Source organism: Burkholderia sp. S-53, from assembly GCF_025560745.1.
Lineage (GTDB): Bacteria > Pseudomonadota > Gammaproteobacteria > Burkholderiales > Burkholderiaceae > Burkholderia > Burkholderia pyrrocinia.
The window spans coordinates 346,574-361,077 of sequence record NZ_CP090483.1; the positions used below are offsets into that span (position 1 = coordinate 346,574).

The following is a 14,504-nucleotide window of genomic DNA, read 5'->3' on the forward strand; positions in this document are numbered from 1 at the left end:
CTCGCGATCGCTTGCGGCGCGGCCGCGGCAGGCCCGTCATGCACGCGAACGAACCCTGTCCGATTGGCCAACATTGCACGATTCGCCACGCGTCGCGCGAGCGGGTTGTTAAACTTGCGGTCATCGTCCAGCCGTCCTCGTTCTCATCATTCATGTCCCGCGCCCTCGAAATCCTCGACGAAGTCTTTGGTTATTCCGCATTTCGCGGCCAGCAGGGCGAGATCGTCGAACACGTCGCCGGCGGCGGCGATTGTCTCGTGCTGATGCCGACCGGCGGCGGCAAGTCGCTGTGCTACCAGATCCCGGCGCTGCTGCGCCGCGAGGCCGGGCAGGGCGCCGGCATCGTCGTGTCGCCGCTGATCGCGCTGATGCAGGACCAGGTCGCCGCGCTGCGCGAAGTCGGCGTGCGCGCGGCCTACCTGAATTCGACGCTGTCGGGTGCCGAGGCAGCGGCGACCGAGCGCGCGCTGCGCGAAGGCGAGATCGACCTGCTGTATGTCGCACCCGAACGCTTGATGACGGGGCGTTTCCTCGATCTGCTCGAACGCGCGAAGATCGGCCTGTTCGCGATCGACGAAGCGCACTGCGTGTCGCAATGGGGGCACGATTTCCGGCCGGAATACATCCAGTTGTCGGTGCTGCACGAGCGGTTCCCGTCGGTGCCGCGCATCGCGCTGACGGCCACGGCCGACGCGATCACGCGCGACGAGATCATCCATCGCCTCGCGCTCGACGACGCGCGCGTGTTCATCTCGAGCTTCGATCGCCCGAACATCCGCTACCGGATCGTCGAGAAGGACAACGCGCGTTCGCAACTGCTCGACTTCATCCGCGCCGAACACACGAATGCCGACGGCACGACTGATGCGGGCGTCGTCTATTGCCTGTCGCGCCGCAAGGTCGAGGAGACGGCCGAGTGGCTGAAGGCGCAGGGCGTGCGCGCGCTGCCGTATCACGCGGGGATGGAGTTCGAGGTGCGGCAGAAGCACCAGGAGATGTTCCAGCGCGAGGAAGGCATCGTGATGTGCGCGACGATCGCGTTCGGCATGGGTATCGACAAGCCCGACGTGCGCTTCGTCGCGCACCTGGATCTGCCGAAGAGCGTCGAAGGCTACTACCAGGAAACCGGTCGCGCGGGCCGCGACGGGATGCCCGCGAATGCGTGGATGGCGTACGGCCTCGGCGACGTCGTCCAGCAGCGCAAGATGATCGACGAGTCCGATGCCGACGACGCGCACAAGCGCGTGCAGACGTCGAAGCTCGACGCGCTGCTCGGGCTGTGCGAGACGATCTCGTGCCGCCGCGTGCGACTGCTGAACTACTTCGGCGAGGCGAGCCAGCCGTGCGGCAACTGCGACACGTGCCTCGAGCCGCCCGATTCGTGGGACGCAACGCGCGAGGCGCAGATGGCGCTTTCGTGCGTGTTCCGTGCGCAGCGTGCGAGCGGCTTCAATTTCGGTTCGAGCCACCTGATCGAGATCCTGCGCGGCGGGCGTACCGAGAAAGTGTTGCAGCGCGGCCACGATCAGCTCACGACGTTCGGGATCGGCGCGTCGCTGTCGGAACCCGAGTGGCGCGCGATTTTCCGGCAGCTCGTCGCGTACGGCTACCTGGCGGTCGACCATGGCGGCTTCGGCGCGCTGATGCTGACCGAGGCCGCGAAGCCCGTGCTGAAGAACGAGGAGAAGGTCACGCTGCGCCGCTACGTGAAGCCGCAGCGCACGCGCCAGTCGTCGAGCCGCAGCGGCACGCGCGTCGATCCGACGGCCGGCATGGGCACGCGGGAGCGCGCACGGTGGGATGCGCTGCGCGCGTGGCGCGCGGAAACCGCGAAGACGGACGGCGTGCCTGCCTACGTGATCTTCCACGACGCGACGCTCGCGGAAATCGCGCGCAACGCGCCGGAGACGATCGACGACCTGCGCCATATCCCTGGCATGGGTGTGCGCAAGCTCGAGCGCTTCGGCGACGAGATCATCGACGTCGTCGAATCGGCCTGACACAGGTGTTCAGACCCTTCCTGTAAACCGCGCGGCCCGCCGGCAAATCACGCAAGCCGTTGACTTAGTTGGCATTTCCGGAATATTATGTTGGGTTCCGGTATTTGGTGGGCTGAGTTGCGTTCGAAGGTTCGCACCCGTTTCGCCGGTTCGGAAGTCAACTGCGCGCCGATTCTCGCTTTGCCCGAAATCGATGCGCAGATTTTGTTCAATTTCAGGAATAAACAATGCCAACCATCAACCAACTGGTTCGCAAAGGCCGTCAGTCGGAAACGACGAAGAGCAAGAGCCCGGCCCTGCAGGACTGCCCCCAGCGTCGCGGCGTGTGCACCCGTGTGTACACGACGACGCCGAAGAAGCCGAACTCGGCACTCCGTAAGGTCGCCAAGGTTCGTCTGACGAACGGCTTCGAAGTGATTTCGTACATCGGCGGTGAAGGCCACAACCTGCAGGAACACTCGGTTGTGCTGATCCGCGGCGGCCGTGTGAAGGACTTGCCGGGTGTGCGTTACCACATGGTTCGCGGCTCGCTGGATACCCAGGGCGTCAAGGACCGTAAGCAAGCGCGCTCGAAGTACGGCGCGAAGCGTGCAAAGGCTGCCAAGTAAGCAGTTTTTGATCAGGGATCGCCTCTGGGCGGTCAAGGCGGGAGTGCCGGATTGCCGGTGCTGTCGAGTAAGTGGTCACCCGGCCAAGCTGGTTAGTCGTGAAGATGTGATCGGGTTTGTTGGTGGCCGCGGGGCTGGAAATACAGCTCCAACTGAACAAGTAAAGGAAGAATCATGCCGCGTCGTCGCGAAGTCCCCAAGCGGGAAGTGTTGCCGGATCCGAAGTTCGGCAACGTTGATGTTGCCAAGTTCATGAACATGCTGATGCTGTCCGGCAAGAAGTCGGTCGCAGAGCGCATCGTTTATGGCGCATTCGAACAGATCCAGACCAAGGGTGGCAAGGACCCGCTGGAAGTGTTCACGGTTGCGCTCAACAACGTGAAGCCGGTGGTCGAAGTGAAGAGCCGTCGCGTTGGTGGTGCCAACTATCAAGTTCCGGTCGAAGTGCGCCCGTCGCGTCGTATGGCATTGGCGATGCGCTGGCTGCGTGAGGCTGCGAAGAAGCGTAGCGAGAAGTCGATGGCCCTGCGCCTGGCAGGTGAACTCTCCGAAGCGGCCGAAGGCCGTGGCGGCGCGATGAAGAAGCGCGATGAAGTTCACCGCATGGCAGAAGCCAACCGCGCGTTCTCGCATTTCCGTTTCTAAGCGCCTGGCTGGGCTTTTTCGGAAATAAATTCCGGGCGGGTGCGCTTTTCAGGCGCCTCGCCCGTTTGTGTTGAAGCGCGATGCAGCAGGGCTGCGTCGCGCCATCCCAGTAGAGGATCAAAGTGGCTCGCAAGACTCCTATCGAGCGCTACCGCAATATCGGTATTAGCGCTCACATCGACGCCGGCAAGACGACGACGACCGAGCGCATTCTGTTTTACACCGGTGTGAACCACAAGATCGGTGAAGTCCACGACGGCGCAGCCACGATGGACTGGATGGAGCAGGAACAGGAGCGTGGCATCACGATCACGTCCGCTGCTACCACGGCCTTCTGGAAGGGCATGGGCGGCAACTATCCGGAACACCGCATCAACATCATCGACACCCCGGGCCACGTCGACTTCACGATCGAAGTGGAGCGCTCGATGCGCGTGCTCGACGGCGCGTGCATGGTGTACTGCGCAGTGGGCGGCGTGCAGCCGCAGTCGGAAACGGTGTGGCGCCAGGCGAACAAGTACAAGGTGCCGCGTCTCGCGTTCGTCAACAAGATGGACCGTACCGGCGCGAACTTCTTCAAGGTCTACGACCAGCTCCGTCTGCGCCTGAAGGCGAACCCGGTTCCGGTCGTGGTGCCGATCGGTGCGGAAGAAGGTTTCAAGGGCGTCGTCGATCTGATCAAGATGAAGGCGATCATTTGGGACGAAGCGTCGCAAGGCACGAAGTTCGACTACGTCGACATCCCGGCGGAACTCGCCGACACGTGCAGCGAGTGGCGTGAAAAGATGGTCGAAGCGGCTGCCGAGTCGAGCGAAGACCTGATGAACAAGTACCTGGAAGCAGGTTCGCTGACGGAAGACGAGATCGTGAAGGGTCTGCGTGACCGTACGATCGCGTGCGAAATCCAGCCGATGCTGTGCGGTACCGCGTTCAAGAACAAGGGCGTGCAGCGTATGCTCGACGCCGTGATCGACTTCCTGCCGTCGCCGGTCGACATTCCGCCGGTTACGGGCGAACTCGAAAACGGCGAGAAGACGGAGCGTCGTGCTTCCGACGACGAGAAGTTCTCGTCGCTCGCGTTCAAGATCATGACCGACCCGTTCGTCGGCCAGCTGATCTTCTTCCGCGTCTACTCGGGCGTCGTCAATTCGGGCGACACGCTGCTCAATGCGACCAAGGGCAAGAAGGAACGTCTCGGCCGTATTCTGCAGATGCACGCGAACCAGCGCGAGGAAATCAAGGAAGTGCGCGCGGGCGACATCGCTGCAGCGGTCGGCCTGAAGGAAGCGACCACGGGCGACACGCTGTGCGATCCGGCACATCCGATCGTGCTCGAACGCATGGTCTTCCCGGAGCCGGTGATTTCGCAGGCGGTCGAGCCGAAGACGAAGGCTGACCAGGAAAAGATGGGCCTGGCGCTGAACCGTCTCGCTCAGGAAGATCCGTCGTTCCGCGTGCAGACCGACGAAGAATCGGGTCAAACGATCATTTCGGGCATGGGCGAGCTCCACCTCGAAATTCTGGTTGACCGGATGAAGCGTGAATTCGGCGTGGAAGCGACTGTCGGCAAGCCGCAGGTTGCGTATCGCGAAACCATCCGCAAGTCGGCCGCGGACGTCGAAGGCAAGTTCGTCAAGCAGTCGGGCGGTCGCGGTCAGTACGGCCATGCGGTCATCACGCTCGAGCGCAGCGAACTGGGCAAGGGCTACGAGTTCATCGACGCGATCAAGGGCGGCGTGATTCCGCGTGAATACATTCCGTCGGTTGACAAGGGTATCCAGGAAACGCTGAAGAGCGGCGTGCTGGCAGGCTTCCCGGTCGTCGACGTGAAGGTCACGCTGACGTTCGGTTCGTACCACGACGTCGACTCGAACGAAAATGCGTTCCGCATGGCTGGTTCGATGGCGTTCAAGGAAGCAATGCGCCGCGCGGATCCGGTTCTGCTCGAGCCGATGATGGCTGTGGAAGTGGAAACGCCGGAAGACTTCATGGGCAACGTGATGGGCGATCTGTCGGGTCGTCGCGGCATCATCCAGGGTATGGATGACATGGTCGGCGGCGGCAAGATCGTGCGCGCTGAAGTTCCGCTGTCGGAAATGTTCGGCTACTCCACGTCGCTGCGCTCGCTGACGCAGGGTCGCGCAACGTACACGATGGAATTCAAGCACTACGCTGAAGCTCCGAAGAACGTTGCTGAAGCGATCATCAGCGCCAAGTCGAAGTAAATCGCGGTCACAACCAATTATTTTTGAAAGAAGAGAATCATGGCAAAAGGTAAATTCGAGCGGACCAAGCCGCACGTGAACGTTGGTACGATTGGTCACGTTGACCACGGCAAGACGACGCTGACGGCAGCGATCACGACGGTTCTGACGAAGAAGTTCGGCGGCGAAGCGAAGGCGTACGACCAGATCGACGCGGCACCGGAAGAAAAGGCGCGCGGCATCACGATCAACACGGCACACGTCGAGTACGAAACGGCTAACCGCCACTACGCACACGTCGACTGCCCGGGCCACGCTGACTACGTGAAGAACATGATCACGGGCGCGGCACAGATGGACGGCGCGATCCTGGTTTGCTCGGCAGCAGACGGCCCGATGCCGCAAACGCGTGAGCACATCCTGCTGGCGCGTCAGGTTGGCGTTCCGTACATCATCGTGTTCCTGAACAAGTGCGACATGGTGGACGACGCAGAACTGCTCGAGCTGGTCGAGATGGAAGTTCGCGAACTCCTGTCGAAGTACGACTTCCCGGGCGACGACACGCCGATCGTGAAGGGTTCGGCGAAGCTGGCGCTGGAAGGCGACACGGGCGAGCTGGGTGAAGTGGCGATCATGAACCTGGCCGACGCGCTGGACACGTACATCCCGACGCCGGAGCGTGCAGTTGACGGCGCGTTCCTGATGCCGGTGGAAGACGTGTTCTCGATCTCGGGCCGTGGTACGGTGGTGACGGGTCGTGTCGAGCGCGGCATCGTGAAGGTCGGCGAAGAAATCGAAATCGTCGGTATCAAGCCGACGGTGAAGACGACCTGCACGGGCGTGGAAATGTTCCGCAAGCTGCTGGACCAAGGTCAGGCAGGCGACAACGTCGGTATCCTGCTGCGCGGCACGAAGCGTGAAGACGTGGAGCGTGGCCAGGTTCTGGCGAAGCCGGGTTCGATCACGCCGCACACGCACTTCACGGCTGAAGTGTACGTGCTGAGCAAGGACGAAGGCGGCCGTCACACGCCGTTCTTCAACAACTACCGTCCGCAGTTCTACTTCCGTACGACGGACGTGACGGGCTCGATCGAGCTGCCGAAGGACAAGGAAATGGTGATGCCGGGCGACAACGTGTCGATCACGGTGAAGCTGATCGCTCCGATCGCGATGGAAGAAGGTCTGCGCTTCGCAATCCGCGAAGGTGGCCGTACCGTCGGCGCCGGCGTCGTCGCCAAGATCATCGAGTAACATCGACGATCCGCGGATCCCGACGGGGTCCGCGATTCCGCGGTATGCAGTTGTGCCGCCGAAACCGGGTGTCCAGCTTGCGCTGGCACCCGGTTTTGTTTTTCCGGCGCGCGGTTGCGCGGATCGAGAAACTCGCGCCACCGCTCCGGAATTTCGTGTAGAATCGCGGGCTTAGCAGTGGAAGTACTGTCCGGAACCTGATGTCTCGCTCCCCGCAGGCGTCATGTTTCACGTTCTTTTAGTGTCCGGCGATGCAACATCGCCTCGCTCTTTTCAAGGAATCGTCATGCAGCAACAGAAAATCCGCATTCGCCTGAAGGCTTTCGACTATCGTCTGATCGATCAATCGGCTGCCGAGATCGTCGATACCGCGAAGCGGACTGGCGCAATCGTCCGTGGCCCGGTGCCGCTGCCGACGCGTATTCAGCGTTTTGACATCCTGCGTTCGCCGCACGTCAACAAGACGTCGCGCGATCAGCTCGAAATCCGCACCCACCAGCGCCTGATGGACATCGTCGATCCGACCGACAAGACGGTTGACGCGCTGATGAAGCTCGATCTGCCGGCTGGCGTCGACGTGGAAATCAAGCTGCAGTAAGGCTTCCGGCGCCGACCGGCTTGCCGGGCGGTGCTAAGTCTTTGTATTGCTTGCGGAAATCGAGAGGTCGGGCTATACTGCTTGGCTTTTCGCGTATTCGCGTAAAAAAGTTGGGCCTTGCGTGCCCGGCATTTTGTAAATCAGCCCCGACCAATCGCAGTCGGGAATGGAGAAAATGATGAGCCTTGGACTCGTAGGTCGCAAGGTTGGCATGACCCGTATCTTCACGGCTGAAGGGGATTCGATTCCCGTCACCGTGCTGGACGTGTCGGACAACCGCGTGACGCAGATCAAGACTGTTGAAACCGACGGCTACACGGCCGTGCAGGTTGCATTCGGCTCCCGCCGCGCCTCGCGCGTGACGAAGCCGCTGGCAGGTCATCTCGCCAAAGCCGGTGTCGAAGCCGGTGAAATCCTCAAGGAATTCCGCATTGACGCGGCCAAGGCAGCCGAGCTGTCGAATGGCGCCGTGGTCGGTGCAGATCTTTTCGAAGTGGGCCAGAAGGTCGACGTGCAAGGCGTGTCGATCGGTAAGGGCTACGCCGGTACGATCAAGCGTTACAACTTCTCCTCCGGCCGTGCCACGCACGGTAACTCGCGCTCGCACAACGTGCCGGGCTCGATCGGTATGGCGCAGGATCCGGGTCGCGTGTTCCCGGGTAAACGCATGACGGGTCACATGGGTGATGTGACCGTGACGGTGCAGAACCTCGAAATCGCTCGTATCGACGCAGAGCGCAAGCTGCTGCTCGTCAAGGGTGCGATTCCGGGCGCGAAGGGCGGCAAGGTTTTTGTCACGCCGGCCGTCAAGACCAAGGGGGCGAAATAATGGAACTCAAGCTCCTGAACGAAAATGGTCAGGAAGGTGCAGTGGTCAACGCATCGGACGTCGTGTTCGGTCGTGACTACAACGAAGCGCTGATCCACCAGGTCGTCGTCGCTTACCAGGCGAATGCTCGCCAGGGTAACCGCGCGCAGAAGGACCGCGAGCAGGTCAAGCACACCACCAAGAAGCCGTGGCGCCAGAAGGGTACGGGCCGTGCTCGTGCCGGTATGTCGTCGAGCCCGTTGTGGCGTGGCGGTGGTCGTATCTTCCCGAACTCGCCGGAAGAAAACTTCTCGCACAAGGTCAACAAGAAGATGCATCGCGCAGGTCTCTGCTCGATCTTCTCGCAGCTGGCCCGTGAAGGCCGTCTGTCGGTCGTCGAGGACATCATCCTCGAAGCGCCGAAGACCAAGCTGCTGGCCGAAAAATTCAAGACCATGGGTCTCGACTCCGTGCTGATCATCACCGACACGGTTGACGAAAACCTGTACTTGGCTTCGCGCAACCTGCCGCACGTGGCAATTGTCGAGCCGCGCTACGCTGACCCGCTGTCGCTGATCTACTTCAAGAAAGTCCTGGTCACGAAGGCTGCGGTCGCCCAGATCGAGGAGTTGCTGTCATGAGCGAGATTCGCAAGAACGATCATCGTTTGATGCAGGTCCTGCTCGCACCGGTGATCTCGGAAAAGGCGACGCTGGTTGCCGACAAGAACGAGCAAGTCGTGTTCGAAGTCGCGCCGGATGCCACGAAGCAGGAAGTGAAGGCGGCTGTCGAGCTGCTGTTCAAGGTTGAAGTTGACTCCGTCAACGTGCTGGTTCAGAAGGGCAAGCAGAAGCGCTTTGGCCGTTCGATGGGCCGCCGCAAGGACGTGAAGAAGGCGTACGTTTGCCTGAAGCCCGGCCAGGAAATCAACTTTGAAGCGGAGGCCAAGTAATCATGGCAATCGTTAAAGTTAAACCGACTTCGCCGGGTCGCCGCGCGATGGTCAAGGTGGTCAACAAGAATCTGCACCAGGGCAAGCCGTTCGCGGCACTGCTCGACTCGCAGAGCTCGACCGCCGGCCGTAACAACAACGGCCGCATCACCACGCGCCATAAGGGCGGTGGTCACAAGCAGCACTATCGTATCGTCGATTTCCGTCGCACGAAGGATGGCATCCCGGCAAAGGTCGAGCGTCTCGAGTACGACCCGAACCGCAGCGCGAACATCGCGCTGGTGCTCTACGCAGACGGCGAGCGTCGCTACATCATCGCCCCGAAGGGCCTGACTGTCGGCCAACAGCTGATGTCGGGTTCGGAAGCGCCGATCCGTGCAGGCAACACGCTGCCGATCCGCAACATTCCGGTCGGTACGACGATCCACTGCATTGAGATGCTGCCGGGCAAGGGCGCGCAAATGGCGCGTTCGGCTGGCACGTCGGCCATGCTGCTGGCGCGCGAAGGCGTCTACGCGCAGGTTCGCCTGCGTTCGGGCGAAATCCGCCGCGTGCACATCGAGTGCCGTGCAACGATCGGTGAAGTCGGCAACGAAGAGCATAGCCTGCGCCAGATCGGCAAGGCTGGCGCGAACCGCTGGCGCGGTATCCGCCCGACGGTGCGTGGCGTTGCGATGAACCCGGTTGATCACCCGCACGGTGGTGGTGAGGGCAAGACGGCTGCAGGTCGCGACCCGGTGAGCCCGTGGGGTACGCCGGCTAAGGGTTATCGCACCCGCAGCAACAAGCGCACGACGACGATGATCGTCCAGCGCCGTCACAAGCGTTAAGGAGTAGGCAATGGCACGTTCTGTTAAAAAAGGTCCGTTCTGCGACGCCCATTTGCTGAAGAAAGTTGAGGCGGCTGCAGCTTCGCGCGACAAAAAGCCGATCAAGACCTGGTCGCGTCGCTCGACGATTCTGCCGGATTTCATCGGCCTGACGATCGCTGTTCACAACGGCCGTCAACACGTTCCGGTGTACATCTCGGAAAACATGGTCGGCCACAAGCTTGGCGAGTTCGCACTGACCCGTACGTTCAAGGGTCACGCAGCCGACAAGAAGGCCAAGAAATAAGGGGCAATCAAGATGGAAGTGAAAGCAATTCATCGCGGTGCCCGCATCTCGGCGCAAAAAACGCGCCTTGTGGCTGACCAGATCCGCGGTTTGCCGGTCGACAAGGCGTTGAACGTTCTGACGTTCTCGCCGAAGAAGGCGGCTGGCATCGTGAAGAAGGTTGTGCTGTCGGCAATCGCGAATGCGGAGCACAACGAAGGCGCCGATATCGACGAGCTCAAGATCAAGAGCATCTACGTCGACAAGGCTGCATCGCTCAAGCGGTTCACCGCGCGCGCCAAGGGCCGCGGTAACCGCATCGAGAAGCAATCCTGTCACATCACTGTGACGGTCGGGAATTAAGGAGCCATACGATGGGACAGAAAATTCATCCGACTGGCTTCCGCCTGGCTGTCAGCCGCAATTGGGCTTCGCGTTGGTACGCGAACAACAACAATTTCGCGGCGATGCTTCAGGAAGACATCGGTGTTCGTGAGTACCTGAAGAAGAAGCTGAAGAACGCTTCGGTCGGTCGGGTCGTCATCGAGCGTCCGGCGAAGAACGCGCGCATCACGATTTACAGCTCGCGTCCGGGCGTGGTCATCGGCAAGAAGGGCGAGGATATCGAACAGCTGAAGACGGAACTGCAACGCCGCATGGGCGTTCCGGTCCACGTCAACATCGAAGAAATCCGCAAGCCGGAAACCGATGCTCAACTGATCGCTGACTCGATCACGCAACAGCTCGAGCGCCGGATCATGTTCCGTCGCGCGATGAAGCGTGCGATGCAGAACGCGATGCGTCTGGGTGCCCAGGGCATCAAGATCATGAGCGCAGGCCGTCTGAACGGTATCGAAATCGCTCGTACGGAGTGGTATCGCGAAGGTCGCGTGCCGCTTCACACGCTGCGTGCCGATATCGACTACGCGACTTCGGAAGCGAAGACGACTTACGGGATCATCGGTGTCAAGGTGTGGGTGTACAAGGGCGACACGCTCGGCCGCAACGACGCACCGGTGGTGGAAGAAGTAGCCGAAGACAAGCGTCCGCGTCGCAATGCGCGTCCGGGCGACCGTCGTCCGCGCCGTGACGGCGAAGGCGGCGCTCCGGGTGCTCGCCGTGGCGCACCGCGCCGTGGCGCCGGCAAGCCCGAAGACGGCAAGACTGGAGAATAACGATGCTGCAACCGAAACGCAGGAAGTATCGTAAAGAGCAGAAGGGTCGTAACACCGGCAAGGCGACGCGCGGCAACGCAGTGTCGTTCGGTGAATTCGGCCTGAAGGCGATCGGTCGCGGTCGTCTGACCGCGCGTCAAATTGAAGCGGCGCGTCGTGCAATGACGCGTCACATCAAGCGTGGCGGCCGCATCTGGATCCGGATCTTCCCGGACAAGCCGATTTCGCAGAAGCCGGCCGAAGTACGTATGGGTAACGGTAAGGGTAACCCGGAGTACTACGTCGCCGAGATTCAGCCGGGCAAGATGCTCTATGAAATGGACGGCGTAACCGAAGAACTGGCACGCGAAGCGTTCCGTCTGGCTGCAGCCAAGCTGCCGCTGAAGACGGCATTCATCGTGCGCCAGCTCGGCGCCTAAGGAGAAAACATGAAGGCTTCCGAACTTCTCCAGAAAGACCAGGCCGCGCTCAACAAGGAGCTGGCGGACCTGCTGAAGGCGCAATTCGGCCTGCGCATGCAACTCGCGACCCAGCAGCTCACGAACACGAGCCAGCTGAAGAAGGTTCGTCGCGACATCGCACGTGTGCGGACCGTCATGACTCAGAAGGCGAACCAGAAATGAACGATAGCGTGAAAACCTCGCTGAAGCGGACGCTGGTCGGTCGGGTCGTCAGCAACAAGATGGACAAGACCGTCACCGTGCTGATCGAGCACCGCGTCAAGCACCCGATCTACGGCAAGTATGTCGTGCGCTCGAAGAAGTACCACGCGCATGATGAAGCGAACACCTGCAACGAAGGCGATCTCGTCGAAATCCAGGAAACTCGTCCTGTTTCGAAGACGAAGGCCTGGGCGGTGTCGCGCCTCGTCGAAGCAGCTCGCGTCATCTAAGCGGGCCGTGCAGTAGGCAGTAACAAGCACTTCTCCACGAAGTGCTTGAAATCGCAAAGTTTTTGCTTGCGTGACCAGGGTTATTTGTTATAATCCTGGTCTTCCCTCTTTATGGGAGCCCCGTCGCGGGCGAAGTTGGTGGGGGAAGCGGACTGGCGCCAGCCTGTCTGAAAGATTCACCGAATTGCGATGGCGGGTTTCGTTTGCCGTCGCTGCTGTTCCAACCCAAGCAGCCGATTGGCTGACGGGACCAAGACTGACCGAATGCATCATGGTGGTGCATCCGGATTAAGTTGGGAAAGACAAACCATGATCCAGACCGAATCTCGGCTCGAAGTAGCCGACAACACGGGTGCACGTGAAGTCCTGTGCATCAAGGTGCTCGGCGGCTCGAAGCGTCGTTATGCCGGCATTGGCGACATCATCAAGGTGAGCGTCAAAGAGGCAACGCCGCGCGGGCGCGTGAAGAAAGGCGAAATCTACAACGCCGTGGTGGTTCGCACCGCCAAGGGCGTGCGCCGTCAAGACGGCTCGCTGATCAAGTTCGACGGCAACGCCGCTGTGCTTTTGAATAACAAGCTCGAGCCGATCGGCACCCGTATCTTCGGGCCGGTGACGCGTGAGCTGCGTAGCGAACGATTCATGAAGATCGTTTCGCTGGCGCCGGAAGTGCTGTAAGGAGTCGCGATGAACAAGATTCGCAAGGGTGACGAGGTTATCGTCGTTACCGGCAAGGACAAGGGCAAGCGCGGCGTCGTGCTGGCTGTCGGTGCTGAACATGTGACGGTTGAAGGTATCAACCTCGTCAAGAAGCATGTGAAGCCGAACCCGATGAAGGGTACGACGGGCGGCGTGGAAGCGAAGACGATGCCCCTGCATATTTCGAACGTCGCACTGGTCGACGCGAATGGCAAGGCGTCGCGTGTTGGCATCAAGGTCGAGGAAGGCAAGAAGGTTCGCTTCCTGAAGACGACCGGTGCCGTACTGAGCGCCTGACGCAGCGGAGTAAAAAATGGCTCGTTTTCAAGAGTTTTACAAAGAAAAGGTTGTGCCCGGCCTGATCGAGAAGTTCGGTTACAAGTCGGTCATGGAAGTGCCGCGCATCACCAAGATCACGCTGAACATGGGTCTTGGCGAAGCGATCGCTGACAAGAAGATCATCGAGAACGCCGTTGGCGACCTCACGAAGATCGCTGGTCAGAAGCCGGTCGTGACGAAGGCACGCAAGGCAATCGCAGGCTTCAAGATTCGCCAGGGTTACCCGATCGGCGCGATGGTGACGCTGCGCGGCCAGGCGATGTATGAATTCCTCGACCGTTTCGTGACCGTCGCCCTGCCCCGCGTGCGTGACTTCCGCGGCGTGTCGGGTCGTGCTTTCGATGGCCGTGGCAACTACAACATCGGTGTGAAAGAGCAGATCATTTTCCCCGAAATCGATTACGACAAGATCGACGCACTGCGTGGGCTGAACATCAGCATCACGACGACTGCGAAGACCGACGACGAAGCAAAGGCACTGCTCGCCAGCTTCAAGTTCCCGTTCAGAAACTGAGGTTACCGTGGCTAAACTGGCACTGATCGAACGTGAAAAGAAGCGCGCCCGCCTGGTCGCGAAGTTCGCAGCAAAGCGCGAAGCGCTGAAGGCGATCGTCGAAGACCAAAGCAAGTCGGAAGAAGAGCGCTACGAAGCACGCCTGGAGCTGCAGCAACTGCCCCGCAACGCAAACCCGACCCGCCAGCGTAACCGCTGCGCGATCACGGGCCGTCCGCGTGGCACGTTCCGTAAATTCGGCCTCGCGCGTAACAAGATTCGTGAAATCGCATTCCGTGGCGAGATTCCTGGCCTGACCAAGGCGAGCTGGTAATAGGAGAAACGTAAATGAGCATGAGTGATCCTATCGCCGATATGCTGACTCGCATCCGCAACGCGCAGATGGTCGAGAAGGTATCGGTCGCGATGCCCTCGTCGAAGGTCAAGGTTGCAATCGCGCAAGTCCTGAAGGACGAAGGTTATATCGACGATTTCGCGGTTAAGGCTGAAGGCGCGAAGGCAGAACTGAACATCGCGCTGAAGTACTACGCTGGCCGTCCGGTCATCGAACGCCTCGAGCGCGTGTCGAAGCCTGGCCTGCGCGTCTACCGCGGCCGTAACGACATTCCGCAGGTCATGAATGGCCTCGGCGTGGCAATCGTGTCGACGCCGAAGGGCGTGATGACCGACCGCAAGGCGCGCGCTACCGGCGTCGGCGGCGAAGTCATCTGCTACGTCGCTTAAA

General features: G+C 60.8%; 21 protein-coding genes. All 21 read left to right on the forward strand.

The window, feature by feature from the left end; translation table 11 throughout:
• Nucleotides 1-152 precede the first annotated feature (152 nt).
• Nucleotides 153-2,000: a DNA helicase RecQ gene (recQ, locus tag LXM88_RS06585; RefSeq protein ID WP_175921168.1), complete on the forward strand. Its 1,848-nt coding sequence runs from the start codon at nucleotides 153-155 to the stop codon at nucleotides 1,998-2,000.
• A gap of 227 nt (nucleotides 2,001-2,227) precedes the next feature.
• Nucleotides 2,228-2,608 carry a 30S ribosomal protein S12 gene (gene rpsL / locus LXM88_RS06590; RefSeq protein WP_006400662.1) on the forward strand — a complete coding sequence of 127 codons (381 nt, stop codon included), beginning with the start codon at nucleotides 2,228-2,230 and terminating at the stop codon, nucleotides 2,606-2,608.
• A gap of 174 nt (nucleotides 2,609-2,782) precedes the next feature.
• Nucleotides 2,783-3,253, forward strand: coding sequence for a 30S ribosomal protein S7 (gene rpsG, locus LXM88_RS06595; protein ID WP_006477195.1), 471 nt, complete (start codon nucleotides 2,783-2,785; stop codon nucleotides 3,251-3,253).
• A gap of 122 nt (nucleotides 3,254-3,375) precedes the next feature.
• Entirely contained in the window at nucleotides 3,376-5,478 is a 2,103-nt protein-coding gene (gene fusA, locus LXM88_RS06600) for an elongation factor G (protein WP_262539851.1), read from the forward strand.
• 39 nt (nucleotides 5,479-5,517) lie between these two features.
• Complete coding sequence (tuf, locus tag LXM88_RS06605) at nucleotides 5,518-6,708, forward strand: elongation factor Tu (protein WP_017333531.1); 1,191 nt, start codon at nucleotides 5,518-5,520, stop codon at nucleotides 6,706-6,708.
• A gap of 286 nt (nucleotides 6,709-6,994) precedes the next feature.
• A complete protein-coding gene (gene rpsJ / locus LXM88_RS06610) occupies nucleotides 6,995-7,306 on the forward strand; it encodes a 30S ribosomal protein S10 (RefSeq protein ID WP_004199280.1) in 312 nt (103 codons plus the stop codon).
• 178 nt (nucleotides 7,307-7,484) lie between these two features.
• On the forward strand, nucleotides 7,485-8,135 hold the full coding sequence (rplC, locus tag LXM88_RS06615; protein ID WP_006482922.1) for a 50S ribosomal protein L3: 651 nt from the start codon (nucleotides 7,485-7,487) through the stop codon (nucleotides 8,133-8,135).
• Nucleotides 8,135-8,755, forward strand: coding sequence for a 50S ribosomal protein L4 (rplD, locus tag LXM88_RS06620; RefSeq protein WP_011350675.1), 621 nt, complete (start codon nucleotides 8,135-8,137; stop codon nucleotides 8,753-8,755). The genes rplC and rplD overlap by 1 nt, the downstream gene beginning before the upstream one ends.
• A complete protein-coding gene (rplW, locus tag LXM88_RS06625; protein ID WP_004199275.1) occupies nucleotides 8,752-9,066 on the forward strand; it encodes a 50S ribosomal protein L23 in 315 nt (104 codons plus the stop codon). Before rplD ends, rplW begins: the two co-directional genes overlap by 4 nt.
• Nucleotides 9,067-9,068: 2 nt before the next feature.
• Nucleotides 9,069-9,896 (forward strand): 50S ribosomal protein L2, encoded by an 828-nt coding sequence (gene rplB, locus LXM88_RS06630; protein WP_006482900.1) that lies wholly within the window; start codon nucleotides 9,069-9,071, stop codon nucleotides 9,894-9,896.
• A 10-nt stretch (nucleotides 9,897-9,906) separates the two neighbouring features.
• Nucleotides 9,907-10,182, forward strand: coding sequence for a 30S ribosomal protein S19 (gene rpsS, locus LXM88_RS06635; RefSeq protein ID WP_004199273.1), 276 nt, complete (start codon nucleotides 9,907-9,909; stop codon nucleotides 10,180-10,182).
• A 12-nt stretch (nucleotides 10,183-10,194) separates the two neighbouring features.
• Nucleotides 10,195-10,524, forward strand: a complete 330-nt coding sequence (gene rplV, locus LXM88_RS06640; protein WP_004199272.1) for a 50S ribosomal protein L22 — start codon at nucleotides 10,195-10,197, stop codon at nucleotides 10,522-10,524.
• Nucleotides 10,525-10,535: 11 nt separating this feature from the next.
• Complete coding sequence (rpsC, locus tag LXM88_RS06645) at nucleotides 10,536-11,336, forward strand: 30S ribosomal protein S3 (RefSeq protein ID WP_006482899.1); 801 nt, start codon at nucleotides 10,536-10,538, stop codon at nucleotides 11,334-11,336.
• 2 nt (nucleotides 11,337-11,338) lie between these two features.
• Complete coding sequence (rplP, locus tag LXM88_RS06650) at nucleotides 11,339-11,755, forward strand: 50S ribosomal protein L16 (protein ID WP_006482873.1); 417 nt, start codon at nucleotides 11,339-11,341, stop codon at nucleotides 11,753-11,755.
• Nucleotides 11,756-11,764: 9 nt separating this feature from the next.
• Nucleotides 11,765-11,959 (forward strand): 50S ribosomal protein L29, encoded by a 195-nt coding sequence (gene rpmC / locus LXM88_RS06655; protein WP_006400652.1) that lies wholly within the window; start codon nucleotides 11,765-11,767, stop codon nucleotides 11,957-11,959.
• Complete coding sequence (gene rpsQ, locus LXM88_RS06660; RefSeq protein WP_047899582.1) at nucleotides 11,956-12,228, forward strand: 30S ribosomal protein S17; 273 nt, start codon at nucleotides 11,956-11,958, stop codon at nucleotides 12,226-12,228. Before rpmC ends, rpsQ begins: the two co-directional genes overlap by 4 nt.
• A gap of 309 nt (nucleotides 12,229-12,537) precedes the next feature.
• A complete protein-coding gene (gene rplN / locus LXM88_RS06665) occupies nucleotides 12,538-12,906 on the forward strand; it encodes a 50S ribosomal protein L14 (RefSeq protein WP_006482918.1) in 369 nt (122 codons plus the stop codon).
• Between the two features lie 9 nt (nucleotides 12,907-12,915).
• The gene (rplX, locus tag LXM88_RS06670) at nucleotides 12,916-13,224 is read left to right on the forward strand and encodes a 50S ribosomal protein L24 (protein WP_006477187.1); all 309 of its coding nucleotides are present in this window, start codon (nucleotides 12,916-12,918) and stop codon (nucleotides 13,222-13,224) included.
• Nucleotides 13,225-13,240: 16 nt separating this feature from the next.
• Nucleotides 13,241-13,780 carry a 50S ribosomal protein L5 gene (gene rplE, locus LXM88_RS06675; RefSeq protein WP_006477186.1) on the forward strand — a complete coding sequence of 180 codons (540 nt, stop codon included), beginning with the start codon at nucleotides 13,241-13,243 and terminating at the stop codon, nucleotides 13,778-13,780.
• A gap of 7 nt (nucleotides 13,781-13,787) precedes the next feature.
• Nucleotides 13,788-14,093: a 30S ribosomal protein S14 gene (gene rpsN / locus LXM88_RS06680; protein WP_006482884.1), complete on the forward strand. Its 306-nt coding sequence runs from the start codon at nucleotides 13,788-13,790 to the stop codon at nucleotides 14,091-14,093.
• A 14-nt stretch (nucleotides 14,094-14,107) separates the two neighbouring features.
• Complete coding sequence (gene rpsH / locus LXM88_RS06685; protein ID WP_034183605.1) at nucleotides 14,108-14,503, forward strand: 30S ribosomal protein S8; 396 nt, start codon at nucleotides 14,108-14,110, stop codon at nucleotides 14,501-14,503.
• The last annotated feature ends 1 nt before the right edge of the window (nucleotide 14,504 follow it).

Coding starts and splice junctions, on each gene's coding strand:
- recQ (WP_175921168.1), top strand. CDS start 153: ATGTCCCGCGCCCTCGAAATCCTCGACGAAGTCTTTGGTTATTCCGCA.
- rpsL (WP_006400662.1), top strand. CDS start 2,228: ATGCCAACCATCAACCAACTGGTTCGCAAAGGCCGTCAGTCGGAAACG.
- rpsG (WP_006477195.1), top strand. CDS start 2,783: ATGCCGCGTCGTCGCGAAGTCCCCAAGCGGGAAGTGTTGCCGGATCCG.
- tuf (WP_017333531.1), top strand. CDS start 5,518: ATGGCAAAAGGTAAATTCGAGCGGACCAAGCCGCACGTGAACGTTGGT.
- rpsJ (WP_004199280.1), top strand. CDS start 6,995: ATGCAGCAACAGAAAATCCGCATTCGCCTGAAGGCTTTCGACTATCGT.
- rplC (WP_006482922.1), top strand. CDS start 7,485: ATGAGCCTTGGACTCGTAGGTCGCAAGGTTGGCATGACCCGTATCTTC.
- rplD (WP_011350675.1), top strand. CDS start 8,135: ATGGAACTCAAGCTCCTGAACGAAAATGGTCAGGAAGGTGCAGTGGTC.
- rplW (WP_004199275.1), top strand. CDS start 8,752: ATGAGCGAGATTCGCAAGAACGATCATCGTTTGATGCAGGTCCTGCTC.
- rplB (WP_006482900.1), top strand. CDS start 9,069: ATGGCAATCGTTAAAGTTAAACCGACTTCGCCGGGTCGCCGCGCGATG.
- rpsS (WP_004199273.1), top strand. CDS start 9,907: ATGGCACGTTCTGTTAAAAAAGGTCCGTTCTGCGACGCCCATTTGCTG.
- rplV (WP_004199272.1), top strand. CDS start 10,195: ATGGAAGTGAAAGCAATTCATCGCGGTGCCCGCATCTCGGCGCAAAAA.
- rpsC (WP_006482899.1), top strand. CDS start 10,536: ATGGGACAGAAAATTCATCCGACTGGCTTCCGCCTGGCTGTCAGCCGC.
- rplP (WP_006482873.1), top strand. CDS start 11,339: ATGCTGCAACCGAAACGCAGGAAGTATCGTAAAGAGCAGAAGGGTCGT.
- rpmC (WP_006400652.1), top strand. CDS start 11,765: ATGAAGGCTTCCGAACTTCTCCAGAAAGACCAGGCCGCGCTCAACAAG.
- rpsQ (WP_047899582.1), top strand. CDS start 11,956: ATGAACGATAGCGTGAAAACCTCGCTGAAGCGGACGCTGGTCGGTCGG.
- rplN (WP_006482918.1), top strand. CDS start 12,538: ATGATCCAGACCGAATCTCGGCTCGAAGTAGCCGACAACACGGGTGCA.
- rplX (WP_006477187.1), top strand. CDS start 12,916: ATGAACAAGATTCGCAAGGGTGACGAGGTTATCGTCGTTACCGGCAAG.
- rplE (WP_006477186.1), top strand. CDS start 13,241: ATGGCTCGTTTTCAAGAGTTTTACAAAGAAAAGGTTGTGCCCGGCCTG.
- rpsH (WP_034183605.1), top strand. CDS start 14,108: ATGAGCATGAGTGATCCTATCGCCGATATGCTGACTCGCATCCGCAAC.